General features: G+C 67.9%; 25 protein-coding genes and 1 tRNA gene. 9 read left to right on the top strand and 17 right to left on the bottom strand.

Going from position 1 to position 22,685, the window contains the following annotated elements; translation table 11 throughout:
- Window positions 1-425 precede the first annotated feature (425 nt).
- From rnc to pyrE, 5 genes are all read right to left on the bottom strand, one after another.
- Complete coding sequence (gene rnc, locus OR37_RS10935) at window positions 426-1,121, bottom strand: ribonuclease III (RefSeq protein WP_004619623.1); 696 nt, start codon at window positions 1,119-1,121, stop codon at window positions 426-428.
- Between the two features lie 21 nt (window positions 1,122-1,142).
- A complete protein-coding gene (gene lepB, locus OR37_RS10940; protein WP_004619624.1) occupies window positions 1,143-1,988 on the bottom strand; it encodes a signal peptidase I in 846 nt (281 codons plus the stop codon).
- 131 nt (window positions 1,989-2,119) lie between these two features.
- Window positions 2,120-2,521 (bottom strand): holo-ACP synthase, encoded by a 402-nt coding sequence (gene acpS / locus OR37_RS10945; protein ID WP_004619625.1) that lies wholly within the window; start codon window positions 2,519-2,521, stop codon window positions 2,120-2,122.
- The gene (locus OR37_RS10950; protein ID WP_004619626.1) at window positions 2,518-3,279 is read right to left on the bottom strand and encodes a pyridoxine 5'-phosphate synthase; all 762 of its coding nucleotides are present in this window, start codon (window positions 3,277-3,279) and stop codon (window positions 2,518-2,520) included. The genes acpS and OR37_RS10950 overlap by 4 nt, the downstream gene beginning before the upstream one ends.
- A 5-nt stretch (window positions 3,280-3,284) precedes the next feature.
- Window positions 3,285-3,869 (bottom strand): orotate phosphoribosyltransferase, encoded by a 585-nt coding sequence (gene pyrE, locus OR37_RS10955; protein WP_004619627.1) that lies wholly within the window; start codon window positions 3,867-3,869, stop codon window positions 3,285-3,287.
- 80 nt (window positions 3,870-3,949) lie between these two features.
- On the opposite strand from pyrE, the gene OR37_RS10960 reads away from it, so the two are divergent.
- Window positions 3,950-4,375, top strand: a complete 426-nt coding sequence (locus tag OR37_RS10960; protein WP_004619628.1) for an NUDIX domain-containing protein — start codon at window positions 3,950-3,952, stop codon at window positions 4,373-4,375.
- Between the two features lie 198 nt (window positions 4,376-4,573).
- Here the strand turns inward: OR37_RS10960 and OR37_RS10965 are convergent, their stop codons facing one another.
- The 4 genes from OR37_RS10965 to folK form a co-directional block, all read right to left on the bottom strand.
- The gene (locus OR37_RS10965) at window positions 4,574-6,784 is read right to left on the bottom strand and encodes a RelA/SpoT family protein (RefSeq protein WP_004619631.1); all 2,211 of its coding nucleotides are present in this window, start codon (window positions 6,782-6,784) and stop codon (window positions 4,574-4,576) included.
- Window positions 6,785-6,882: 98 nt separating this feature from the next.
- Window positions 6,883-7,242, bottom strand: coding sequence for a DNA-directed RNA polymerase subunit omega (rpoZ, locus tag OR37_RS10970; protein WP_004619634.1), 360 nt, complete (start codon window positions 7,240-7,242; stop codon window positions 6,883-6,885).
- A 277-nt stretch (window positions 7,243-7,519) separates the two neighbouring features.
- Window positions 7,520-9,565: a M13 family metallopeptidase gene (locus tag OR37_RS10975; RefSeq protein ID WP_004619635.1), complete on the bottom strand. Its 2,046-nt coding sequence runs from the start codon at window positions 9,563-9,565 to the stop codon at window positions 7,520-7,522.
- Window positions 9,566-9,654: 89 nt separating this feature from the next.
- Entirely contained in the window at window positions 9,655-10,143 is a 489-nt protein-coding gene (gene folK, locus OR37_RS10980; protein ID WP_165570600.1) for a 2-amino-4-hydroxy-6-hydroxymethyldihydropteridine diphosphokinase, read from the bottom strand.
- Between the two features lie 50 nt (window positions 10,144-10,193).
- Here folK and OR37_RS10985 point away from each other — a divergent pair, with 50 nt between their 5' ends.
- Window positions 10,194-10,790 carry a LabA-like NYN domain-containing protein gene (locus OR37_RS10985; RefSeq protein WP_004619639.1) on the top strand — a complete coding sequence of 199 codons (597 nt, stop codon included), beginning with the start codon at window positions 10,194-10,196 and terminating at the stop codon, window positions 10,788-10,790.
- Window positions 10,791-10,793: 3 nt separating this feature from the next.
- On the top strand, window positions 10,794-11,471 hold the full coding sequence (locus OR37_RS10990; RefSeq protein WP_004619641.1) for a uracil-DNA glycosylase: 678 nt from the start codon (window positions 10,794-10,796) through the stop codon (window positions 11,469-11,471).
- A 43-nt stretch (window positions 11,472-11,514) separates the two neighbouring features.
- On the opposite strand, the gene OR37_RS10995 is transcribed toward OR37_RS10990, so the two are convergent.
- Window positions 11,515-12,570, bottom strand: coding sequence for an SMP-30/gluconolactonase/LRE family protein (locus OR37_RS10995; protein ID WP_004619643.1), 1,056 nt, complete (start codon window positions 12,568-12,570; stop codon window positions 11,515-11,517).
- A 68-nt stretch (window positions 12,571-12,638) separates the two neighbouring features.
- Window positions 12,639-14,129, bottom strand: coding sequence for a glycerol kinase GlpK (gene glpK / locus OR37_RS11000; RefSeq protein ID WP_004619645.1), 1,491 nt, complete (start codon window positions 14,127-14,129; stop codon window positions 12,639-12,641).
- A 163-nt stretch (window positions 14,130-14,292) separates the two neighbouring features.
- Here glpK and OR37_RS11005 point away from each other — a divergent pair, with 163 nt between their 5' ends.
- From OR37_RS11005 to OR37_RS11015, 3 genes are all read left to right on the top strand, one after another.
- Window positions 14,293-15,378 carry a DUF2336 domain-containing protein gene (locus tag OR37_RS11005; protein ID WP_004619647.1) on the top strand — a complete coding sequence of 362 codons (1,086 nt, stop codon included), beginning with the start codon at window positions 14,293-14,295 and terminating at the stop codon, window positions 15,376-15,378.
- Between the two features lie 42 nt (window positions 15,379-15,420).
- Window positions 15,421-16,203, top strand: a complete 783-nt coding sequence (locus tag OR37_RS11010; protein ID WP_004619649.1) for an NAD kinase — start codon at window positions 15,421-15,423, stop codon at window positions 16,201-16,203.
- A 115-nt stretch (window positions 16,204-16,318) separates the two neighbouring features.
- Complete coding sequence (locus OR37_RS11015; protein WP_004619651.1) at window positions 16,319-16,807, top strand: hypothetical protein; 489 nt, start codon at window positions 16,319-16,321, stop codon at window positions 16,805-16,807.
- A 114-nt stretch (window positions 16,808-16,921) separates the two neighbouring features.
- Here the strand turns inward: OR37_RS11015 and OR37_RS11020 are convergent, their stop codons facing one another.
- The 3 genes from OR37_RS11020 to folD are packed head-to-tail and all read right to left on the bottom strand — an operon-like array spanning window position 16,922 to window position 19,585.
- Window positions 16,922-18,322, bottom strand: a complete 1,401-nt coding sequence (locus tag OR37_RS11020; protein ID WP_004619653.1) for a D-arabinono-1,4-lactone oxidase — start codon at window positions 18,320-18,322, stop codon at window positions 16,922-16,924.
- 10 nt (window positions 18,323-18,332) lie between these two features.
- Window positions 18,333-18,692 carry a c-type cytochrome gene (locus tag OR37_RS11025; RefSeq protein ID WP_035017256.1) on the bottom strand — a complete coding sequence of 120 codons (360 nt, stop codon included), beginning with the start codon at window positions 18,690-18,692 and terminating at the stop codon, window positions 18,333-18,335.
- Window positions 18,692-19,585 carry a bifunctional methylenetetrahydrofolate dehydrogenase/methenyltetrahydrofolate cyclohydrolase FolD gene (gene folD, locus OR37_RS11030; RefSeq protein WP_004619656.1) on the bottom strand — a complete coding sequence of 298 codons (894 nt, stop codon included), beginning with the start codon at window positions 19,583-19,585 and terminating at the stop codon, window positions 18,692-18,694. The genes OR37_RS11025 and folD overlap by 1 nt, the downstream gene beginning before the upstream one ends.
- Before the next feature lie 123 nt (window positions 19,586-19,708).
- On the opposite strand from folD, the gene OR37_RS11035 reads away from it, so the two are divergent.
- From OR37_RS11035 to arfB, 3 genes are all read left to right on the top strand, one after another.
- Window positions 19,709-19,783, top strand: a tRNA-Thr gene (locus OR37_RS11035).
- A gap of 20 nt (window positions 19,784-19,803) precedes the next feature.
- Entirely contained in the window at window positions 19,804-20,265 is a 462-nt protein-coding gene (locus tag OR37_RS11040; RefSeq protein ID WP_004619659.1) for a YaiI/YqxD family protein, read from the top strand.
- Entirely contained in the window at window positions 20,262-20,687 is a 426-nt protein-coding gene (gene arfB, locus OR37_RS11045) for an alternative ribosome rescue aminoacyl-tRNA hydrolase ArfB (protein WP_004619660.1), read from the top strand. The genes OR37_RS11040 and arfB overlap by 4 nt, the downstream gene beginning before the upstream one ends.
- A 274-nt stretch (window positions 20,688-20,961) precedes the next feature.
- Here the strand turns inward: arfB and OR37_RS11050 are convergent, their stop codons facing one another.
- The 3 genes from OR37_RS11050 to OR37_RS11060 all read right to left on the bottom strand — a co-directional run bounded on the left by OR37_RS11050 (window position 20,962) and on the right by OR37_RS11060 (window position 22,406).
- Window positions 20,962-21,489: a MarR family winged helix-turn-helix transcriptional regulator gene (locus OR37_RS11050; protein ID WP_004619662.1), complete on the bottom strand. Its 528-nt coding sequence runs from the start codon at window positions 21,487-21,489 to the stop codon at window positions 20,962-20,964.
- A gap of 142 nt (window positions 21,490-21,631) precedes the next feature.
- Window positions 21,632-21,847: a hypothetical protein gene (locus OR37_RS11055; protein WP_004619664.1), complete on the bottom strand. Its 216-nt coding sequence runs from the start codon at window positions 21,845-21,847 to the stop codon at window positions 21,632-21,634.
- Between the two features lie 55 nt (window positions 21,848-21,902).
- On the bottom strand, window positions 21,903-22,406 hold the full coding sequence (locus OR37_RS11060) for a GcrA family cell cycle regulator (RefSeq protein ID WP_004619666.1): 504 nt from the start codon (window positions 22,404-22,406) through the stop codon (window positions 21,903-21,905).
- Window positions 22,407-22,685: the final 279 nt, after the last annotated feature.

Consider the following 22,685-nt stretch of genomic DNA (forward strand, 5'->3'; position numbering starts at 1 on the left):
AACGAACAGACCCCGCTCGAAACCGCTTCGAGACCACGCGGCCCCGCTCAACCTAGCCCCGCCGCCGTTTTGGGCCGGATCCAAACGCCCTCCCCCGCGACGGGGATGGCTGTGATTATGGAGCGGCGCTGAACGCCGAGGATTGGCGGGGGTGTAAAATTGACAAGCGATTGATTTTACTGGGTCCTAGGTCGCGAATTCCGAGGACAGAGCGCCTTCAATCCCCATACCGCCCTCTCCTCGGGGGAGAGGGAGGGACCCGCGCGAAGCGCGGGAGGGTGAGGGGCCACGCCCTTTCCGAACAAGGCCTCGAAGATCCGCCGCGCGGAAAGATCCGTGTGTTCCCGGCCAGCGGTGAAATCCCTCACCCTCCCATCCCGACTTTCGTCGGGACGGGCCCCGCCCTCTCCCGACGGGAGAGGGATTCAGACGGCCCCTTCGCGGTCCAGCAGCGCCTTGGCGGCCGCTTTCTCGGCCTCCTGACGGGACTTGCCCTTGGCGATGGCGGGGTCGACGCCGACCACCGTGGCCTCGACCGTGAACACCGGCGCGTGGTCCGGGCCCGTGCGGTCTAGGACGCGATAGGTGGGCAGCGGACGGCCCTTGCCCTGCGCCCACTCCTGCAGCGCCGTCTTGGGGTCGCGCGGACGGCCCTCGCCGGCGCGCTCGAATTCGTCGGCCCACAGATCCAGGAACACGGCGCGGGCCGCGCCCAGGCCGGCGTCCTGATAGAGCGCGGCCATCAGCGCCTCGGTGGCGCCGGCCAGGATCGAGTCGGTCTCGCGGCCGCCGATCTTGCTGGACGAGGCCGACAGGCGCAGGGCCGGCCCCAGCTGCGCCTTGCGAGCCACGCGGGCGCAGGTTTCCCGGCTGACCAGGGCGTTGAGACGTGGCGCCAGCTCGCCTTCCTTGGCCTTGGGATAGCGCAGGGCCAGGGCCTCGGCGGCCAGCAGGCCCAACACGCGGTCGCCGATGAACTCCAGGACCTCGTTGTCGCGGACCTTCTTGGCCCCGTCCCCGACGCTGGCGTGCGTCAGGGCGCGCTCCAGAAGTTCGCGGTCCTCGAAGCTGTGGCCGATGCGGCGCTCCAGGTCGCCGACGGCGGCGGCCCGTCTATCCATTGGCTTGCAGGCTCCGGCTGATCACTTCAGCACGTGGAAGAAGCGGCTGGGGCGCGCGTTCAGGAACCAGGTCCACGGCTTGAACAGGCTGGCCTCGGCGTTCCACGACAGGAGGATGATCTGGGCGCGGCCGACCAGGTTCTCGGCGGGCACGAAGCCGACCCCGACCTCGTCGCCGATATATTGGTCCAGCTCGTAGTTCCACTTGCAGGCGCTGTCCTTGAACGGCGAGACGCCTGGATCGAAGCGGCTGTCGGCCGAGTTGTCGCGGTTGTCGCCCATGAAGAAGTAGCAGCCGGCCGGCACGGTATAGACGCCGGTATTGTCGCCGCGGCTGTCGGGGCCGAAGTCCTGGGTGGCGTATTGGCGGCCTTCCGGATTGGTCTCCTCGAAGCGCTGGACCTGCTGGGTGAAGCCATAGCCGGTGTCGACCAGGGCCGGCGCCAGGGGCTTTTGCGGCAGGGCCTTGCCGTTGATGAACACCTGGCCGCCGCGCACCTGGACCTTGTCGCCGGGCATCCCGATCAGGCGCTTGATATAGTCGGTGCGGTTGTCGCGCGGCAGCTTGAACACGATGATGTCGCCCCGCGTCGGGGCGCGGCCGAAGATGCGGCCCTTGATGATCGGCGGGCTGAACGGGATCGAGTGCTTGCTCCAGCCGTAGCTGAACTTGGACACGATGATGTAGTCGCCCTGATAGAGGTTGGGCTCCATCGAGGCCGACGGGATCGTGAAGGGCTGGAACAGCAGGACCCGCAGCACCAGGGCGATGCCCAGGGCGTAGGCGACGGTCTTGATGATCTCGATGAACTCGGCGACCGCGCCCTTCTCTTCGGGCGGCGAGGTCTGGTCGGCGGCGTCGGTCATAAGGGCGCGGAGCTCTTCGAAAAGGGGTGTCCGGCGAACCGGTTTGGCTTTGCTAGACGGGCTTGGCCCAGGGGGCAAGTGGGCCGGTCAAGCGCGGCGCGTTAGCTTGGCCTCGAGGCGAATATTGGACCTCACGCCTTCGGCAGGGCTTCGATGATCACGAAGGCCTGGGCGTAGGGATGGTCGTCGGTCAGCGAAAGGTGGATCACCGCCTCCATGCCTTCCGGGGTCATGGCCTTCAGGCGCTCCAGCGCCCCGCCGGTCAGGGCCAGGGTCGGCTTGCCCGACGGCAGGTTGACCACGCCCATGCCGGCCAGATGCACGCCGCGCTTCAGGCCCGTGCCCAAGGCCTTGGAGCAGGCCTCCTTGGCGGCGAAGCGCTTGGCGTAGCTGGAGGCGCGGTCGGGTTTGCGCTCGGACCGGGACCGCTCGATCTCGGTGAACACCTTGTGCGTGAACCGGTCGCCGAAGCGTTCGAGGGACTTCTCGATCCGGCGGATGTCGCACAGGTCCGAGCCGATCCCGATGATCACGCGGCGGCCTCGGCTTCGAGGCGGGCGGCGTCCATGAGCGCCCGCATCCGCTGGATGGCCTGCGGCAGGCCCACGAAGATCGCCTCGCCGATCAGGAAGTGGCCGATGTTCAGCTCGGCCACCTGGGGAATGGCGGCGATCGGCTTGACCGTCGCGTAGTCGATGCCGTGACCCGCGTGGACCTCCAGGCCCAGCTCGCCGGCCAGGGCCGCCCCGGCCTTCAGGCGCTCGAGGATAGCTTCGGCGCGCTGGGTCTCGCCCGCGCGGGCGGCGTCGCAATAGGCGCCGGTATGCAGCTCGATGACCTGGGCGCCGGCGGCGGCCGAGGCGCGGATCTGGGCGGGGTCGGGCTCGATGAACAGCGACACGCGGGCCCCAACGGTCCGCAGCCGCGCGGTGGCGGCGGCGATGCGGTCCTGGCCCTTGACGACGTCGAGGCCGCCCTCGGTGGTGACCTCCTCGCGGCGCTCGGGCACCAGGCAGGCGGCGTGCGGCTTGGCGCCGAGGGCGATGCCGACCATCTCGTCGGTCACCGCCATCTCGAAGTTCAGCGGCTTGCCGCGCTTGTGGCAAAGGTCGGTCAGGACGGCGATGTCGGCGTCGCTGATGTGCCGGCGATCCTCGCGCAGGTGAGCGGTAATGCCGTCGGCCCCGGCGGCCAGGGCCAGTTCGGCGGCCCTCACGGGCTCGGGATAGGAAGAACCGCGCGCGTTCCGGATCGTCGCCACGTGGTCGATATTGACGCCCAGACGCAGCATGGCGGTCAGCCCTTCAGCCGGCGCGAGCCCGGATCCTCGATCGGGATGGCCGCCAGCTCGGGCGGCAGGGCGTCGGCGGGATAGGCCGGCACCTCCAGGCTGGCCAGGGCCACCAGCGGCACGCCGACATCGGCCTTGCCGCCCGAGCGGTCGACGATGCAGGCCGCCGCCACGACGTCGCCGCCGGCGTCCTTGATCGCCTGGATGCACTCGCGCGACGACAGGCCCGTGGTGACGATGTCCTCGACCATCACGACCTTCTGGCCGGGCTCCAGGTGGAAGCCGCGCCGGAACTTGAACGCCCCGCCCTCGCGCTCGACATAGATCGACGGCACGTTCAGGTGGCGGGCAGTCTCGTAGCCGGGGATGATCCCGCCGACGGCCGGCGAAACGGCGACGTCGACCGCGCCCACCGTGGCGAGGATCTTCTCCGCCAGGGCCTTGCACAGCCGCTCGCAGCGCTCGGGCCGCATGAACACCAGGTTCTTCTGCAGGAAGACCGGGCTGTGCAGGCCGGAAGACAGCACGAAGTGGCCTTCGCGCAGAGCGCCGGCGGCGCGGAATTCGTCGAGGACGTCGTCGTTGGTCATGAAGGCTGGATATAGAGCACGCGGGCGAGTCTACAAACGCCGGCTTGCCCATAAGGGGCGTTTCGGGCTCTACCCGCCCCATGACCGAAGACGTTCAACGCCCCCGCGTCGGCTGCGGCGCGGCCATCCTCGACGCCCAGGGCCGCCTCCTGCTGGTCAAGCGGGTCAAGAGCCCCGAGGCCGACCACTGGGGCGTGCCCGGCGGCAAGCTCGACTGGGGCGAGGCCGCGCGAACCTGCGCCGAGCGCGAGATCCACGAGGAACTCGGGATTATGATCAAGGCGGGTCGGGTTTTGGCGGTCACGGACATGGTCGCCGACGACTATCACTGGGTGGCGATCACCTACGCGGTCGAAAGCTGGGCGGGCGAGCCGGCGATCCAGGAGCAGCACGCCCTGCACGAATGGGGCTGGTTTCCTTTGGACGCCCTGCCGGAGCCCCTGACGGCAGCGACAATCGACGCGGTGGCGGTTTTGAGGGCTCACACCGGAATCCCTCTCTCTTAGAGAGAGGGAGGGACCCGCCGCGAAGCGGTGGGAGGGTGAGTGGTTACGGAGCCCGCTCTGAAATTCCGAGTCGTGAAGCTGGCTTTTCTTCGACGCCTTATCCGGAGGGGTTTTATCCTCTCACCCTCCCACGCCTTTGGCGTGGGCCCCTCCCTCTCTCCACGAGAGAGGGATTCCGGTGCGCGCCGCTGACCGCCCCTACCCCCGCGTCCGGTCCACCGTCTCGACCGACGGACACGCCCGTAGCGCCGCCTGGATGTTGGTCAGGTGCTTGGCGTCGCGGACCTCGACGTCGATGTCGGTGTCGAAGAAGTCGCTCTGGCGGTGGTGCATCCGCAGATTGACGATATTGCCGCCGGCCTCGCCGATGATCGTGCAGACCAGGCCCAGCACGCCCGGCGCGTTCTGGATCGTGGCGTGCAGGCGGGTCAGCGAGATGGTCGAGCGCTCGGCCTCGGGCGTCCAGTTCAGGTCGCGCCACAGCTCCTCGCGATCCTCGTATTCGGCGAGGCGCGGGCAGTCGATGGTGTGGACGTCCAAGCCCTCACCGTCCTCGCGCAGGATGCCAACGATGCGGTCGCCCGGCACCGGGCTGCAGCAGTGGGCGAAGTGCAGCGACACGCCCGGCGTCAGCCCGCCGCCGCGCACATAGAGCGTGGCGTTCTTGCCGCCCTCGATCTTGCGGCGGGCGGTGGCGGCCTCGCGCTCGGAGTCCTTCATGCCCGGATAGGCCGTCTCCAGCACCTGGCTGGGCGAGACCCGGCCGCGCCCGACCGCGTCGAACAGCGCGTCGTCGTTCTCCAGCGCGAACCGCTCCAGGATCGGCCGCAGCGACACGTCCTTCAGCTTCTTGCCGGCGCGTTCGAACACCTGCTCCAGCGAGGCCCGGCCCAGGCGCAGGAACTCTTCCTTCTCGGTCTGGCGGATGTGACGCCGAATGGCGGATCTCGCCCGGCCCGTCACGGTCAGCGAGCGCCAGTCCGGCGGCACCACCGGCTTGGACCCCCGCACCACCTCGACCACGTCGCCATTGACCAGCGGCGTGCGCAGCGGCTTCAGCTCGCCATTGATCTTCACGCCAATGCAGGTGTCGCCGACGCTGGTGTGGACGGCGTAGGCGAAGTCCAGCGGCATGGCCCCGCGCGGCAGGCTGACCAGCTTGCCCTTGGGCGTGAAGACGAACACCTGGTCGAGGAACATCTCGAGCTTGGCGTGCTCGACCAGTTCCTCGCTGTCGCCGCCGTGCTCCAGCACCTGGACCAGCTGGCGCAGGTTGGCCAGCGGGTCGCGGCCGGCGGCGGCCTCCATGCCCTCCAGATCCAGGCCGTAGGAGGCGTCCTTGTAGCGGAAGTGGGCGGCCACGCCCTCTTCGTTGACGCGGTCCATGGCCTCGGTGCGGATCTGCATCTCGATGCGCATCCCGCGCGGCCCCACCACCGTGGTGTGCAGCGAGCGGTAGTTGTTGCGCTTCGGGGTCGAGATGTAGTCCTTGAAGCGGTCCGGCACGCTGGACCAGGCGCGGTGCACGACGCCCAGCGCGCGGTAGCAGTCTTCCTCGCTGTCGACGATCACGCGGAACGCATAGATGTCGGACATCTGCGAGAAGCCGATCGACTTGCGCTGCAGCTTGCGCCAGATCGAATAGGGCGACTTCTCGCGGCCGAACACGCGAGCCGGCAGGGCGGAGGATTCCAGCCGCGCGGCGATCTCCTGGCTGACCAGAGCCACCGCCCCGCCCTGCTCTTCCCGCAGAGCGTCGAGGCGCCGGATGATCGCGTCCCGGGCCACCGGATTGGTGTGCTGGAAGCTGAGCTCCTCCAGCTCCACGCAGATGCGATGACAGCCGATGTTGCGGGCCAGCGGCGCGTAGATGTCGCGGGTTTCGCGGGCGATGCGCTCGCGCTTGGCCTGGTTCTTGATGAAGTGCAGCGTCCGCATGTTGTGCAGACGGTCGGCCAGTTTCACCAACAGGACGCGGACGTCCTTGGAGATGGCCAGGATGAATTTGCGCAGGTTTTCGGCCTGCCGCATGTGCTCGGCCTGCAGCTCAAGCTTGGAAAGCTTGGTGACGCCCTCGACCAGCTCGGCGATCTCCTCGCCGAACAGCTTGGCGATCTCGTCCTTGGTGACCGGGGTGTCCTCGATCACGTCGTGCAGCAGGGCCGTGACGATGGTCGCGGTGTCGAGGCGGTACTCGGTCAGGATGCCGGCCACCTCGATCGGGTGGGCGTAGTAGGGGTCGCCGCTGGCCCGGGTCTGCGAGCCGTGCATCCGCATGGCGTAGACATAGGCGCGGTTCAGCAGCGCCTCGTCGGCCGTCGGGTCATAGGCCAGGACCCGGTCGATCAGTTCGTATTGGCGAAGGAACTTCGGGCGCGGCTTGGGCGCCTCGGCCGCGGCGGGCGCCACGGACGACGACGCGCCCGATTCGGAATCGGGCGCGCGTTCGGATGGAGCGGTGGTGGAAGTCGCCGCTTCGAGGGTCAGAGGGTCTGCGCCTTCGGGGCTCAGTACCGCTCCTCCTGACCGCCGTCGCGGTCGCTCTGCAGGGCGCGGACCAGTTCCAGCTCGCTCATCTGCATGTGGCTGGGATCGGCCAGCAGGGCCAGGGTTTCGGCCTCTTCCTCGGCCTCGGTGTGCTCATCGACGCGTTGCAGCGTGGTGATGAGGTGCTCCTTGAGACCCTCGTGATCGATCACGTCGTCGGCGATCTCGCGCAGGGCGACGACCGGGTTCTTGTCGTTGTCGCGGTCGACCATCAGCGCGGCGCCGGCGGAGATGCCGCGGGCGCGGTGAGCCGAGAGCAGGACGAGCGCGAAGCGGTTCGGAACCTTCTCGACGCAATCTTCGACGGTGACGCGGGCCATGAGTTCCTCGGGCTGCCGATGAGCAATCGCAAAATAGGCTTCCGTGCGGCGACACGCAACGCCGCGCACGAACGTCCTGACTTTCGCGAAGGCGCGCTTATGCCGCGTTCGCAAGTCAATGTCTAGGGCGTAGCGAGCGCCTCCTCCGGCTCGCCGCCTATCGGCGCCGATCCACCTCCCCCGCGAGCGAGGGAGGAGAAGAACATCTTCCTCCCCCGTGAAACGGGGGAGGTGGCGCGAGGCGGAGCCTCGTGACGGAGTGGGCGCTGAAAAGCCCCTACCAGACCTTCACGCGCTTCTCCGGCGGCAGGTACATCGCGTCGCCCGGCTTCACGCCGAACGCCGCGTACCAGTCATCCAGGTTCCGGACCGTGAAGGCGCGGTACTGGGCCGGGGCGTGGCCGTCGGTGATCAACTGCTGGCGCAGGGCGGCGGGACGCGAATAGTCCATCCAGCTCTGGGCGAAGGCCAGGAAGAAGCGCTGGTCGCCGGTCATGCCGTCGATCACCGGCGCCGGCTTGCCGCCCAGCGAGGCGTGATAGGCGTCCAGCGCCGCGTTCAGGCCGGCGACGTCGGCGATGTTCTCGCTGAGCGTCTGCTTGCCGTTCACGGCCAAGTCCGGGAACGGCTTATAGCTGTCGAACTGGTCGGCCAGGGCCTTGCCGGCCTTCTGGAAATGCTCGAAGTCGGACGGCGTCCACCAGTTGCGCAGCCGCCCCCGGCTGTCGAACTGCGCGCCCTGGTCGTCGAAGCTGTGGCTGATCTCGTGGCCGATCGTGGCGCCGGTCGCGCCGTAGTTGGCGGCCATGTCGTTCTTCAGGTCGAAGTTCGGCGGGGCCAGGATGGCGGCCGGGAAGTTCAGGGCGTTGAGGATCGGCAGGTTCACGGCGTTGACGGTCTGGGGCGTCATCACCCACTCACCGCGATCGGTCGGCTGGCCCAGCTTGGCCAGGGCCTGGGCGTAGTCGAACGCCTCGTAGCGCGCGAGATTGCCCACGGCGTCGCCGCGCACGACCTTATAGGCCGCGTAGTCGCGCCAGTGGTCGGGATAGCCGACGCCGACCTTCAGCACCGCCACCTTCTTGCGGGCCTCGGCCTTGGTGGCCGGATCCATCCAGTCCAGGGCGTCGATGCGCTTCTCGAAGGCGGCCTTCATGCTGTCGACCATGGCCGTGACCGCGGCCTTGGCCTCCGGCGAGAAGTATTTTTCGGCGTAGAGCTTGCCGACCGCCTCGCCCAGCACGGCGTTGGTGGAGTTCACCGCGCGCTTCCAGCGCGGCGAAAGTTGCGGCGTGCCTTGCAGCGCGTGGCCGTAGAAGGCGAAACGCTCATCGACGAAGGCCTTGGGCAGAACGTTGCTGTAGTGCTCGATCAGGTGGAAGGTCAGGTAGTCCTTCCAGGTCGCCAGCGGGACCTCGTTCACCGCCTTGCCCAGGCCCACGACCATGGTCGGATGCCAGACGATGAAGCGCGGCTGGGTGTTCAGCTTGGCGGCCGTGAAGAAAGCGTTCCAGTCCAGGCCCGGGGCCTTTTTGGCGAAGTCGGCCGGGGCCCAGCTGTTGTTGGCCTTCTGAACGTCGACGCTGTCCTCCCGCGTGCCCGAGGCCTGGGCCAGCCGGGTCTCCAGCGCCACGATCGCCTTGGCCTTGGCCGAGGCGTTGGCCACGCCGCCCAGGGTCAGCACCTTCTCGACGTGGGCCAGGTACTTGGTCCGCGCCTCGACCATGGCGGCCTTGTCGGAGACGTAGTACTCGCGGTCGGGCATCCCCAGGCCGCCCTGCAGCAGGAACGGCGCGTACTTGCTGGTGTCGTCGAAGGCCGGCGAAACCCAAAGGCCCAGGACGTTGTCGGTATAGAAGTCGGTGGCGTTCAGCGCGTCGACGTCGGCGCGGATGTTGCCGCCCAGCACGGCGGCCAGCTGGGTCTTGTCCTTGATCGCGGCGATGCGGGCCAGGCCGGGCTTCAGCGGCGCGATCCCCTTCGCCTCGATGGCCTTCTCGTCCATATAGGTGGCGTAGTAGTCGCCGACCTTCTTGCCGTCGCCCGCCCCGCCCTTGGCGGCGGCCTGGATCAGATCGACGGTGCGCTTGTTGGCCTCGTCGACCATCACCGCGCCGATGCCATAGCCGCTGCGATCGGCCGGGATCGGGTGGGCCTTGATCCAGGTGTTGTTGGCGTAGGTCCAGAACTCGTCGCCCGGCTTCACCGTCTTGTCGATCGAGGTGAGGTCGATACCGCTCTTGTCGCCGGCGAAGGCGGCGGGCGCGGCGGCCGTCAGCGCCAGGACGGCGGCGCAGGCGAGCAGGGAACGGGTCAGGCTCATGGGATCAAAGTTCCTCGTCACGCCCTCCTATTGGGGCGATCGGCTCAAGAATGGGCCGGACTATGGGCGGAGCTTGCCGTCGGCGAACATTAAGCTTTGGTAATGGAGCGCGCGTCGCGACCGATCGCGGCGGCGGCGGCGAGACCTTGGGCCGTCTCGCCGAGGACCGGATGCACCCAGGCCGGGGCCAGTTCGGCCAACGGCCCCATGACGAACAGGCGCTCGTGGGCGCGCGGATGGGGCGTCACCAGCGCGCCGTTCAAAACGGTCCGGCCGTGAGCGATCAGATCCAGATCGAGCGTTCGCGGCGCGTTCGCCTCTCCCCTCGCCCGCCCGAACCGCGCCTCGATCGCGTGCAGCGCCGCCAGGGTCCGGACCGGCGAAAGGTCCGTGGCGACGATCGCCACGCCGTTCAGATAGTCCGGGCCGGTGGGATCGGGCCAGGCCGCCGACGTCCACCAGGAGGAACGCGCCGTCACCTCCAGGCCAAACTCCGGAAAGGTCTCCAGGGCCGCTTCCAACAAGCGCTCGCGACTCGTATAGGGTCCGGGCAGATTGCCGCCGAGCGCCACGATCACGGCCTCGTCCAAGTCATTTCGAGCGACGATATTTTTCAAGGGATTACCGCGTGACCTTCTACCCGACCGACCGCCTGGCGCTGTTCATCGACGGCGCCAACCTCTACTCCGCCGCCCGCGCCCTGGGCTTCGACATCGACTACCGCAAGCTGCTCGACGAGTTCAAAAAGCGCGGCGTCCTGATCAGGGCCTACTACTACACCGCCATCGCCGAGAACGACGACTACTCGCCGATCCGCCCGCTGGTCGACTGGCTGGACTACAACGGCTTCACCCTGGTGACCAAGCCGGCGCGCGAGTTCACCGACAGCCAGGGCCGCAAGCGCTGGCGCGGCGACATGGACATCGAGATCGCCGTCGACATGCTGCAGATGGCCGAAGCCGCCGATCACCTGGTGCTGTTCTCCGGCGACGGCGACTTCCGCGCCCTGGTCGAGGCGGTCCAGCGCAAGGGCCGCCGCGTCACTGTGGTCTCGACGATGAAGAGCCAGCCGCCGATGACCAGCGACGACCTGCGCCGCCAAGCCGACAACTTCGTCGACCTCGCCGACCTGGGCCAGATCATCGGCCGTCCGCAGCGCGTTCAACCGCGTCAGGTCGTCGACAGCCGCACCCCGGCCGAGCGCGACGCGGACGACGAGTACTAAAGCATGGCGCAAGCGTCCAACATCGCCGGCGAGGCCGTCCCAAACCCCGCCGAGCCGCCGCGCGACTGTCCGCTGTGCCCGCGCCTGGTGGCCTATCGCCGCGAGAACCAGGCGCTCTATCCGGACTATTTCAACGGGCCGGCGCCGTCGTTTGGCGACAAGGACGCGCGGCTGCTGGTCGTGGGCCTGGCGCCCGGACGCAAGGGCGCCAACCGCACGGGCCGACCGTTCACCGGCGACTATGCCGGGACCCTGCTCTACGAAACCCTGATCAAGTACGGCTTCGCCACCGGCCGGTTCGAGGCGCGTCCCGATGACAGCCTGCGACTGGTCGGCGCGGCCGTGACCAACGCCGTCCGCTGCGCCCCGCCCGGCAACAAGCCCGAGACTTTGGAAGAGAACACCTGCCGCCCGTTCCTGAAGGCGCGGCTTGAGATGTTCCCGCACCTGAAGGCCATCGTCACCCTGGGCGACGTCTCGCGGCGCAACGTGCTGAAAACGCTGGGCCTGAAGGCCTCGGCGGGGATTCCAGGCCATGGCTCGGAATTTCAGGCCGGCCCCTACCGGATCTTCAACAGCTACCATTGCTCGCGCCTGAACACGAACACGGGCCGCCTGACGACGCCGATGTTCGAGGCCCTGTTCGAGCGGGTGAAAGCCTATCTCGACGAGACGGCTTAGAGCCTTATCCGCCGAAACCGCTCACACTTTCGGCTATCACGCTCTAGGCTCGACTGGTCAGACCGTGCGTCCTGGTGCGCACCCGCGCCAGGATGTGATTGGACGTCAGATAGAGCATCCGGCCGTCGTCACCGAACGCGCAGTTGGCCACCGTCCCGCCGGTCTCGATGACGCCCAGCAACTCGGCGCTCGGGGTCAGGATCATCAGGCCGCCAGGTCCGGACGCGAACAGACGTCCGTCGACATCGACCTTCATGCCGTCGGGCAGGCCCGGCCCGCCGGCCTTCACGAGCTCGGCGGCGTCGAAGAACACTTCCGAGGCGTTGGGCAGGCCGTCGAACCCCAGGTCGTAGGCCATGATCACCGGCCGGTTGGGATCCGACACCGAGACGTACAGCCGCTTGCCGTCGGGCGACAAGGCGATCCCGTTCGGGAAGGTCAGGGTGTCGTCGACCAGCATGACCCGGCCGTCGGGCCGCAGCAGATAGACGCCGTTGAAGGCCATCTCCTTGGCGGGCGAGGCGTCCAGACCCTCCAGGCCGTAGGGCGGATCGGTGAAATAGATCGCGCCGCGCAGCGGACCGTCGCGCATCTCCACCAGGTCGTTGGGGCTGTTGAACTTCTTGCCGCCATAGGCGCTGGCCAGAACCGTCTTGCGCTTGGTCAGCGGGTCGACCTTGGCCAGGCCGCGATTGCCGCAGTCGGCGATCACCAGGTCGCCGGAAACGGTGACGATCGCGCCGTTCGAGCCGGCTTCGCGGAAGATCCGAGTGGGCGGGCCGTCATAGCCCGACGGCTTCAGGAAGACCTCTTTCCCGCCCTTGGCGCTCCAGCGGTACATCGTGTTGCCCGGCACATCGGAAAACAGCAGATAGCCGCCCTCCCGGACCCAGGTCGGCCCCTCGGCCCAGGTGATCCCGTCGGCCAGCTGTTCGATCACCGCGTCGGGCGGAATGATCCCGTCCAGCTTAGGCGACAGACGACGGACGCGACCGATCGCCGGATAGACCGGCGCGTCGGCCTGGGCGAACGCCTGTCGGCCGATCAGGGCCGCGCCGGCCCCTACCACGGCGCCCAAGGCGGCTCGGCGTGTCGTCATGGCGGTCTCCGGTTCCGGTGAAGCGCCCCACAGACCATGACAACGATGTCATGGCAACGCGGGTTAGACTAAAGTCGCACGCGCGGCACCGCGTCCAGCCAGCGGGCATAGGCCGCCTCGCGCGCATGGGTGTCCAGGGCCGGCGAAAGGGTGTCGGCGGCCGGACTGACCTCGGCCGCCTCTTCGAGGGACCCGTAGAGTCCCGCCCCGACCCCGGCGAACAAGGCCGCGCCCAGGGCGGTGATCTCCTGATAGCGGGCCCGGCGCACCGGCAGACCGGTGAGATCGGCGAGGCGCTGGGAGAACCACGCGCTCTGGGACATGCCGCCGTCGATGCGAAGCTGCGCGGCGTCGCCGAACGCCGAGGGTGCGTCGGCCCGCATCGCCTCGATCAGGTCGCGGCTCTGCAGAGCGCAGCTGTCGAAGGTGGCCGCGGCGATCTCGGGCAGGCCGGCGTCGCGGGTCAGGCCGAAGATTCCGCCTCGCGCCTCGGCGTCCCACCAGGGCGCGCCCAGTCCGGTGAAGGCGGGCACCACGACGACGGCGTGGTCGGGCTTGGCCGCGCGCGCCAGGGCCTCGGCCGCCCGGGGCCCGCCCGTGACGCCCAAGCCCTCGCCCAGCCACTGGATCGCCGCCCCGGCCACGAAGATCGAGCCTTCCAGGGCGTATGTCGTCTTGCCGCCGACCCGCGCCGCCACGGTCGTCAGAAGCCGGGCGCGCGAGACGCATCGCGCCTCGCCGGTATTGATCAGCATGAAGCAGCCCGTGCCATAGGTCGCCTTCATCTGTCCGGGCGCGATACAGCCCTGCCCCATCAGCGCCGCCTGCTGATCGCCCGCCACGCCCCGAATGGGCGTCTCGCGTCCCAGGATCTGCGTTTGGGTCGCGCCATAGTCGTCGACGCAGTCCAGCACCTTGGGCAACAAGCTCGCCGGCACATCGAACAGGTCCAGCATCTCTGGCGACCAGTCCTGGGCGACGATGTCGAACAGCAGGGTGCGAGAGGCGTTGGTCGCGTCGGTGGCGTGAACGCGTCCGCCGGTCAGCTTCCAGATGACCCAGGTGTCCATGGTGCCGGCCAGCAGCTCGCCCGCCTCGGCCCGAGCCCTCGCGCCGGGGACCTTGTCCAGGATCCAGGCGATCTTGGTTCCCGAGAAATAGGGATCCAGCAACAGCCCCGTCACCTCGGTGACCCGGGGCTCGTGGCCTTCGGCCTTCAGCCGGGCGCAGACCTCGGCGGTGCGGCGGTCCTGCCAGACAATCGCCGGATGGATCGGACGGCCGGTGGCCTTGTCCCAGATCACCACCGTTTCGCGCTGGTTGGTGACCCCGATCGCCGCGACATCGGCCGCGCGGCCCGAGGCCTCGGTCGCCTCGCGCAGCACGGCCACGCAGGCGGCATGGATCTCCTCGGCGTCGTGCTCGACCCAGCCGTCGCGCGGATAGCTCTGGCGCAGCGGCCGCGAGGCCTCGGCCAGCGGCTGGCCGGCGCGGTCGAACAGAATGGCCCGGGTGCTGGTCGTGCCCTGGTCGAGGGCCAGGATCAGGTCTTGCGCCATCTTTAAGCGTCCTCCGCAGAAACTTTCGACGTCTCGCCGCGGCCGGCGGCGGCGTCCTGGTCCCGTTTAAGCATGTTTTCATTTGAGCGCGGCAAGCTCATCCTCGTCGGGTCTTCGGGATTCGAGGAGGCGCGCCATCCAAGCCGTCGAGATCGCATCGCTCATGACGCTGGCTCGCAGCCGCGAGCCGGGCGATCGTGAACGCCTGTTGACGGGCATCATCGACCTTTGCGAGGCTAACCAGGCCAGCGGCCAGCCGGCTCACCCCGATATCCAGGCCCTGCTGAACTCCATCTTCATGACCCTGGTGGTCGAGGCCGAGCGCGACATCCGTCGCCGTCTTTCGGAACGCCTGGCCGACGCGGGTTGGGCCCCGCCGGCCCTGGTCAACATCATGGCGTTGGACGAGATCGAGATCGCCCGGCCGATCATCGCCCGCTGCTCTGTCCTGCAGGATCATGACCTGATCCGCCTGCTGGTGCAGGCCACGCTGGAGCACCAGATCGAAATCGCCCGACGGCCCAAGCTGCCGGCGCCGGTGGTCGAAGCGATCATCAGCCGCGACGAGCCGGCGGTGCTGACCGCCCTGGCCTCGAACGAGACCGCCGACATTTCGCCCGACGCCATGCGCCGGCTGGTGGGCCGGGCGCGCGAGGTCGTCGCCCTGCGCTCGCCCCTGGCCAAACATCCCCGCCTTTCCAGTGATCTGGCGGAACAGCTTTATGTGCTGGTCGGCCGGGCGCTGCGCGACGCCCTCACCGGGCGGTTTCACCTCGATCCCGAGAAGATGCAGGCCGCGCTCGACGACGCGCTGCGCGCCGCCCATCGCGGCGAGGCCGACGGCGAGGCCGGCCCCGCCGATCCGGACGAGGATCGCGAGGAGATGGAGCGCCTGCTGATCGAGAAACTCGACTCGGCGGGACAGCTACGCCCAGGGTATCTCTTGCGCGTGCTGCGCGAGGGGCGATTGCAGCTCTTCGTCATGGCCCTGGCGCGGCTTGGCCGCTTTGAACCCGCCCAGATTCGACGCGCCATCGATGGCGGCCGCCCCGAACTGCTGGCCCTCGCCTGCTCGGCGGTGGCCATCGATCGCAGCGTCTTCCCGACCATCCTGGAGCATGTCCGCCAGCTGAACGGCGGCCGTCCAGGCGGCGGCGACGAGGGCCTGCGCCGCGCCGCCAGCGCCTTTGGCCCCTTCACGCCGGACATCGCCGGCATGGCGTTCCGCCAGGCCGTCGGACAGGCCTAATCAAGCTTTGACAAGGGCGGCGGCTTCCCGCCTCTTGGCGCCATGTACCAGCCGCAACCGTTCGTGACCCGTCTGGCCTTCAAGTCCAGCGACCGCCCCGAGGCCATCGAGGCGAAGGACCGGCTGGCCGCCCGCTACGGCGACGTGGGCGAGGAGAACGCCCAGGTCATCGTCGCCCTGGGCGGCGACGGTTTCATGCTGGAAACCCTGCACGAGGCGATCGCCAGCCAGACGCCGATCTACGGCATGAACCGGGGCTCGGTCGGCTTTCTGATGAACGAGTATTCGGAGGACGATCTTCTGGAGCGGATCAACGCCGCCGAACGCGCGGTGATCCATCCGCTGGCCATGGTGGCGATCGATTCGCGGCGAACCCAGCATCGGGCCCTGGCGATCAACGAGGTCTCGCTGCTGCGCCAGACCCGCCAGACCGCCAAGCTGCGCATCTCGATCGACGGCAAGGTGCGAATGGGCGAGTTGGTCTGCGACGGCGCCCTGCTGGCCACCCCGGCCGGCTCAACCGCCTACAACCTGTCGGCCCACGGGCCGATCATCCCGATCGACGGACAGGTTCTGGCGCTGACCCCCATCAGCGCCTTTCGCCCTCGCCGCTGGCGCGGCGCGCTGTTGCCGCAGTCGGCGCGCGTGACTTTCGAGGTGCTCGAGGCCGATAAGCGTCCGGTCAGCGCCGTGGCCGACAATTTCGAGGTCCGCGACGTCCTGGAGGTCCACATTTCCGAGGATCGCGGCACGTCGTTGTCGATGCTTTTCGACGCCGGCCGCAGCCTCGAAGAGCGGGTTCTAGCCGAACAATTCTCGGCCTGATGAAGACTTCCGGCGAGGCATGAGGCGTTAGGTCGCGGCAAGATCCCAGTCTCATTCAATATTAACGCCTGCTATGTTAGCCGTTACCCGACGATCCGCCGCTGGGGAGGCGCCCGTGACGAACAAGACGGCTGAAGTGATTCAGGTGCCGAATACGCTGAGACTGAAGGTCGGAGGGCGCGGCGGCATCGACATGGCCGCGGTCGCCAAGGCCGAGGCCGCTCTGAAGAGCCTCTCGGGCAACTTCGCCCAATGGCTTAACGACGAGATCGTGAAGCTGGACGCCGCGCGTCAGGCCGTTCGCGTCGAGGGCATGACCGCCCAGACGGTCGAGAGCCTGTATCTGCGCGCCCACGACCTGAAGGGCCTGGGCGCCACCTACGAGTTTCCGCTGATCACGCGACTGGCCGCCTCGCTCTGCAAGCTGATCGACGACCCGAACACCCGCCTGAACGCCCCGATGTTCCTGGTGGACGCCCATATCGACGCGATCAAGGCCTGCGTCCGCGACGGCATCAAGGTCGACACCCACCCGGTGGGCAAGGCGCTGGTCACCGAGCTCGAGGCGCGCGTGGCGCAATATCTGGGATCGGCGACGGCCTAACCTTAGAGCGTGATAGCCGAAAGTGTACGCGGTTTCGGCGGATATCACGCTCTAAATGTTTGATTTAGAGCCTTATTTTTCCGCTCGAATGATTCCATTCGAGCGGATAAGGCTCTAGGTCAGGCCCAGCAGCCCCCTTAGGTATGGGTTCAGCATCCGGCCTTCCGGGTCCAGGTCCTGGCGCACGGCCAGGAAATCCTTCCAGCGTGGATAGATCGCCGCGAGCTGCGACCCGTTCAGGCTGTGCAGCTTGCCCCAGTGCGGCCGACCGTCGTAGCGGCGGAAAATCGGCTCGATCAGCTCATAGAGAAAGCTGAAATCGTCACGATAATAGGCGTGGACGGCCACCGAGCCGCGCGGTCCGCCCTGGAACGGCGACAGCCAGGCGTCGTCCGGAGCGATGCGGCGAGTCTCGATCGGGAAGAAGACGTCGGGCCGCTCCTTCTCGATCACCCGCACGACCTCGGCCAGCGCCTTCAGCTGGTTCTCGACGGGCAGATGAAACTCCATCTCGTTGAAGCGCACCGGTCGTTCGGTCGACAGCAGCTTCCAGCCCTCGTCGACGGCGGTCTCGGGCTTGGCCGTCGACAGCAGCGCATGACCGGCGGCCTTCCGCAGAGGCGTGGCGAACCCCAGCAGATTGCGCAGCGCCCGCAGCGCTCGCAGCACCTCCGCGTCCTGGTCGGGACCGCGCGCCTGGACCGGATCGTCGGTCTCGTCGTGGCTGATATTGGCGGCCAGACCCGTGAAGGGCACGGCGTAAAACTCGAAATTGCGATGCTGGGCCCAACGCGCCTCGGCCTGGGCCAAGGCCTCCTCGAACGGCTCCAGCCAGACCCTGCGGCGCAGGCGGCGGTTGGCGCTGGTCTTGATCCTTACCTGGGTGATCACCCCCAGCGTCCCCAGCGAGACCCGGGCGGCCTGGAAGATCTCGGGGTTTCTGGCGGCGTCGGCGTCGATCACCCGCCCCGAGGGCGCGACCAGTCGCAGGGCCGTGACGTCGCCATGGATCGCGCGGATCGCGGCGCCAGTTCCGTGGGTGCCCGTGCCCAGGGCGCCGCCCAGCGACTGCTTGTTGATGTCGGGCAGGTTCGGAAGCGCCCGCCCCTTCTCGGCCAGCATCGGCCCCAAGGCGCCCAGGCGCGTGCCCGCGCGCACGATCGCCTCGTCGCCCTCCCAGCCGACGACGCCGGACAGAGCGTCCAGCGAGACCAGGGTCCCGTCGGTCGGGGCCAGCGCGGTGAACGAATGCCCAGCCCCCACGGGCCGGATCGGCGCCTGTGCCGCCTTCAGGGCCGAGGCCAGCTCGGCGTCGTCCTTGGGCGCCAGGCGAGCGGCGGGATAGGCCTTCTGGATGCCCGACCAGTTGCGCCAGAGCAGCCGGCCGTGCGCATCGACGGACGGCGGCGCGGGCGGCTCGGGCTTGTCCCCGGTGGCGATCGCATAACCCGCGCCGCCGGCCGCCACGACGGCGCCCACGCCGCCGCAGATCAGAGCTCCGCGCCTGGAGATCATGTCGCCCGCCCTATTTCGCGGGATCTTCACGCCCCGCCATGAAGCGTATCAGAGCCTTGAAATCGTCCGGCGCGCAAGCCGCGCACTGGCCGCCGGCCGGCATGGCGTTGAAGCCCTGGATGGCGTGGTCCAGCAGCACGGCCTCGCCGCGCTTGTAGCGCCCATCCCAGGCGGCGCGGTCGTGGACCAGCGGCGCTCCCGTCCCGGCCACGGCATGGCAGGCGTGGCACGAGGTCTCGTAGAGGCCCGCCAGATGCGCGTCGGCCGGCCGCAGCGCCAGCGCTTCCGCCGGCGTCGGCGGCGGAGCGGCCTTGGGTCCGCAAGCGGAAAGAACCAGGGCGAACGCGGCCGGAACGATCGCCCGGCGCATCATTCGATTCCCGACAGGCGCTTGGCGGCCGTGACGGTATTGGCCAGCAGGCAGGCGATGGTCATCGGCCCGACCCCGCCCGGCACCGGCGTGATCGCGCCGGCCACTTCGCGCACCTCGTCGAAGGCGACATCGCCGACCAGACGGGTCTTGCCCGCCGCCGCGGCTTCCGGATCGCGGGCCGGGAAGCGGGTGATGCCGACATCGATGACCACGGCCCCCGGCTTGATCCAATCGGCCTTGACCATCTCGGCCCGACCGACGGCGGCCACGACGATATCGGCTCGGCGCACGATCGACGGCAGGTCCTGGCTGCGCGAGTGGGCGATGGTCACCGTGCAGTCGGCGGCCAGCAGCATCTGGGCCATCGGCTTGCCCATCAGGTTCGAGCGGCCGATCACCACGGCGTTCTTGCCCTTCAGATCGCCGACCACGTCCTTCAGCAGCATCATGCAGCCCAGCGGCGTGCAGGGCGTCAGGGCCGGAAGGCCGCTGGCCAGGCGCCCGGCGTTGGTGACGGTGAGGCCATCGACGTCCTTGTCGGGCGACAGGGCCGCCACGACGTCCGTCTGGTTGATGTGCGCCGGCACGGGGAACTGGACCAGCACGCCATGGATCTTGGGATCCGCGTTCAGCTTGGCCACCACCTCCAGCAGCGCCTCTTGGGTCGTCTCGGCCGGCAGGCGGTGGGTTTCGGAATACATGCCGGCGGCCTCGGTCTGCTCGCCCTTGTTGCGCACATAGACCTGGCTGGCGGGGTCCTCGCCGACCAGCACCACGGCCAGGCCGGGCGTCAGGCCGTGCTGCGCCTTCAGCCGCGCCACCTCCGCGGCGACCTTCGCCCGCAGATCGGCCGCGAAGGCCTTGCCGTCGATCAGTTTGCCCAGGGCCATCGGAGTTCTCCTGCTCGGCCCGTCCCTAACGGCTGACGGAAAGACTCGCAACGCTCGACCACCTTGCCGTCCGCCCCGGCAAACGGCATAAGCGCTGACCTCGGGTCATCGACCCGCCCAAAGGCCGGCTTAGCACAGCGGTAGTGCAGCGGTTTTGTAAACCGAAGGTCGGGGGTTCGATCCCCTCAGCCGGCACCACTTTACTTCAGGCGAGCGCGATGACCGCCACCCTCTTCATCGACGCCGACGCCTGCCCCGTGAAGGACGAGGCCTACAAGGTCGCGGCCCGGCATGGCTTCAAGACCTTCGTGGTGTCCAACAGCTGGATCCGCGTGCCCCAAACGCCCGTGATCGAGCAGATCGTGGTCGACGCCGGCCCGGACGTCGCCGACGACTGGATCGCCGAGCGTGTTGGCCCCGGCGACGTGGTGGTGACCAACGACATCCCCCTGGCCGACCGCGTGCTGAAGGCCGGCGGCGCGGCCGTGGCGCCGAACGGACGCGTGTTCAGCCACGACATGATCGGCTCGGCCCTGGCCTCGCGCTCGATCGGCGAGCACCTGCGCTCGATGGGCGAGGTCACCAAGGGCCCCGCCGCCTTCGCCAACGCCGATCGCTCGCGGTTCCTACAGGCCCTGGATCAACTGGTGGTCAAGGCCAAGCGGGTCGTCGCCAAATGACCCTGGAGATCACCAGTTGGCTACGCGTCGACGAGGACGAGCTGGTCTGGAAGGCCACGCGCGCCTCGGGTCCCGGCGGACAGCACGTCAACAAGACCAGCACCGCCGTCGAGCTGCGCTTCGATGTTCGGGGCTCCCCGTCCCTGCCCGAGGACGTCAAGGCGCGCCTTGAGACGCTGGCCGGCAGCCGCCTGACCCTGGACGGGGTGCTGGTGCTGTTCTCGCAAGGCTCGCGCTCGCAGGAAATGAACCGCCAGGACGCCCGCGAGCGCCTGATCGACCTGATCCGCCGCGCCACCGAAAAGCCCAAGCCGCGCAAGGCGACCAAGCCGACCTATTCCAGCAAGCTCAAGCGCCTGGACAGCAAGGCCAAGCGCGGCACGGTGAAGTCGGGGCGCGGGCGGGTGCGGTTCGACGACTAGCTTACCAAGCGTATCGTCCAAGAATAGACTATGCGCGTCCATCGAACCAAGCGCGCATTAAGTTTCATGAAGTCGGTGGTCATACGCTCAGCTTCAGCTTCACAGCTAGCCGAGGGTAACCGAATCCAACGCCCTTCAATGTTGAATGAGGGCGTATATTCTTGAGTGATAACAATTTTCGCCATTTTGGTCTCCATCAAGGGAACGCGACGTCATCCGACGTTGCGATTCAGAATGCTAGATCAAACCATGAACAGAGGCAACCCCGCCCCCCTTAAACCGTCTCCGGCGGCGCGGGCGTGGAAAACGCGATGACGTCCTGCTTCCAGTCGGGCTCGACGATTAGGCCCGCCAGCATCTTCTGCAGATAGCCGGTCATGGCCGCCTGTTCTTCCGTCGTCAGGTTGCCGCAGATGTCGCGGTTCAGCGGGCGGATCTCGGAGCGGATGCGTTCCAGCAGGGCGCGGCCCGCCTCGGTCAGGCGGATGACCACGATGCGGCGATCGTGGGGCGCGTTGGCGCGGACCACGAGGCCGTCGGCGATCAGGCTGTCGATCGAACGGGTCAGGGTGGTGCGATCGGTGGCCGCCAGCTTGGACAATCGCGTCATCGACAGATCGCCGAACCGACGCAGCGAAATCATCGCCACCCACTTGGCGAAGGTCAGTCCGTGGCGAGCCAGGAGGTCGGCCGCCATCGCCCGGCGATGCTGTTCGGTCTGATAAAGCAGGTAGCTCAGATAACTCGGCAGCGGCAGCGCGTGGTCCTGAACCACCTCGGCGCGCTCATCCTCCTGAACCATAATCGTTTCCGCCCCCAAAAACGGGGCTTTGTGTCTCATAAGGTTAACGGCCGCGCAATCGACGGGGGTAGATCGAAAAAGAAAAACCCCGCGAAAGGCTTCGCGGGGTCATTATTTGCAATCTATGAGAGAAATTCGCGTTTCAGGCGTCGGTCGCCGCGCGGTTACGATTGCGCCCCCTGGTCAACCAGTCGTCGGGATAGGTCTCGCGCACCGTGATCGACTTGAACTGGGTGACCGGAATGCTGGCGTGGTCGCCCGGGTTGAGATCGCGCGACACCGAATGGCCGGCGAACTCCTCGACGATGGTGATCACTTGGCTGCTGCCGGCGGCGTTCTCGATCAGGACCATGGTCATGGATTTGCTCGACGATCTTAAGAGAAGTGATGAGGCTTTCGAAGGCGGCGACGGGTCAGATCTGGTTTGGCCGGACGCGCTCCTTCAGGCCCTTCAAGGCCCAGGCCTCGACCGCCTGGCCGCCCGACAGCCGACGGAAGGCGCCGGCGGTATGCTGTTCGCAATAGGAGCCCCGCGCGGTCAGCTTGGGACGACCGCAGAACCCGAAATCGTCGCCCTCCGGGTTGCCGATCGGCCAGCGGCACGAATGAACGTCGAGGTCCAGGATGCCCGAGGTCGGCAGCAGGTCTTCCTCGGTGCGCGCAAGACGCGGAGCGACGCGCGGCGCGGCGGTCGTCTCGCGCGCCGGACGACGCATCTGGAGGCGCGAAGGGGCGCGAACGGCGGTCGTCGCTCGCTGTCGGGCGGGAACCTCGCGAACGGTGATGCCCAGACGGTGCACCTTGCCGATCACCGCGCTGCGGCTGACGCCGCCCAGTTGGCGCGCCACCTGGCTCGCGCTCAGGCCTTCCAGCCACAGCTTCTTCAGGGTGGCGGTGCGCTCTTCGCTCCAGTCCATGGTCTTGTTTCCCAACCCATCCGGAACCAGCCCGTTCCGTGACAAAAGGGGTAGGATTTATGGTTAATTCCCGTCAAACGGTTATGTGCGGACCCACGGTTTGCAACTCCACTTTTTGGCAGAAGAATCACGTAGATACCGGCAATTGTCGCAGGGCCACGCTTGAGCGCGTCCTGACGATCATTGTTCCGTGACAAGGTCGCGGGCCAGATTTTATAAGGGTTTGGAATGTGTCGCGCCGTCGCAGGACCTGCGACCAAACGTCAGCCGGGAACGATC

Origin of the sequence: Caulobacter vibrioides OR37 (assembly GCF_000372645.1) — a bacterium.
GTDB classification, from domain to species: domain Bacteria; phylum Pseudomonadota; class Alphaproteobacteria; order Caulobacterales; family Caulobacteraceae; genus Caulobacter; species Caulobacter vibrioides_E.

What these genes read in the sequence shown, in the direction of transcription:
- OR37_RS11025 (WP_035017256.1), bottom strand. Translation starts at nt 18,692, where the DNA reads ATGCGCCGGGCGATCGTTCCGGCCGCGTTCGCCCTGGTTCTTTCCGCT.
- OR37_RS11055 (WP_004619664.1), bottom strand. Translation starts at nt 21,847, where the DNA reads ATGACCATGGTCCTGATCGAGAACGCCGCCGGCAGCAGCCAAGTGATC.
- OR37_RS11020 (WP_004619653.1), bottom strand. Translation starts at nt 18,322, where the DNA reads ATGATCTCCAGGCGCGGAGCTCTGATCTGCGGCGGCGTGGGCGCCGTC.
- glpK (WP_004619645.1), bottom strand. Translation starts at nt 14,129, where the DNA reads ATGGCGCAAGACCTGATCCTGGCCCTCGACCAGGGCACGACCAGCACC.
- arfB (WP_004619660.1), top strand. Translation starts at nt 20,262, where the DNA reads ATGACCCTGGAGATCACCAGTTGGCTACGCGTCGACGAGGACGAGCTG.
- OR37_RS11060 (WP_004619666.1), bottom strand. Translation starts at nt 22,406, where the DNA reads ATGGACTGGAGCGAAGAGCGCACCGCCACCCTGAAGAAGCTGTGGCTG.
- OR37_RS11010 (WP_004619649.1), top strand. Translation starts at nt 15,421, where the DNA reads ATGTACCAGCCGCAACCGTTCGTGACCCGTCTGGCCTTCAAGTCCAGC.
- rpoZ (WP_004619634.1), bottom strand. Translation starts at nt 7,242, where the DNA reads ATGGCCCGCGTCACCGTCGAAGATTGCGTCGAGAAGGTTCCGAACCGC.
- OR37_RS11050 (WP_004619662.1), bottom strand. Translation starts at nt 21,489, where the DNA reads ATGGTTCAGGAGGATGAGCGCGCCGAGGTGGTTCAGGACCACGCGCTG.
- OR37_RS10975 (WP_004619635.1), bottom strand. Translation starts at nt 9,565, where the DNA reads ATGAGCCTGACCCGTTCCCTGCTCGCCTGCGCCGCCGTCCTGGCGCTG.
- OR37_RS10995 (WP_004619643.1), bottom strand. Translation starts at nt 12,570, where the DNA reads ATGACGACACGCCGAGCCGCCTTGGGCGCCGTGGTAGGGGCCGGCGCG.
- OR37_RS11040 (WP_004619659.1), top strand. Translation starts at nt 19,804, where the DNA reads ATGACCGCCACCCTCTTCATCGACGCCGACGCCTGCCCCGTGAAGGAC.
- OR37_RS10990 (WP_004619641.1), top strand. Translation starts at nt 10,794, where the DNA reads ATGGCGCAAGCGTCCAACATCGCCGGCGAGGCCGTCCCAAACCCCGCC.
- pyrE (WP_004619627.1), bottom strand. Translation starts at nt 3,869, where the DNA reads ATGACCAACGACGACGTCCTCGACGAATTCCGCGCCGCCGGCGCTCTG.
- OR37_RS10960 (WP_004619628.1), top strand. Translation starts at nt 3,950, where the DNA reads ATGACCGAAGACGTTCAACGCCCCCGCGTCGGCTGCGGCGCGGCCATC.
- OR37_RS11005 (WP_004619647.1), top strand. Translation starts at nt 14,293, where the DNA reads ATGACGCTGGCTCGCAGCCGCGAGCCGGGCGATCGTGAACGCCTGTTG.
- OR37_RS10950 (WP_004619626.1), bottom strand. Translation starts at nt 3,279, where the DNA reads ATGCTGCGTCTGGGCGTCAATATCGACCACGTGGCGACGATCCGGAAC.
- lepB (WP_004619624.1), bottom strand. Translation starts at nt 1,988, where the DNA reads ATGACCGACGCCGCCGACCAGACCTCGCCGCCCGAAGAGAAGGGCGCG.
- rnc (WP_004619623.1), bottom strand. Translation starts at nt 1,121, where the DNA reads ATGGATAGACGGGCCGCCGCCGTCGGCGACCTGGAGCGCCGCATCGGC.
- folD (WP_004619656.1), bottom strand. Translation starts at nt 19,585, where the DNA reads ATGGCCCTGGGCAAACTGATCGACGGCAAGGCCTTCGCGGCCGATCTG.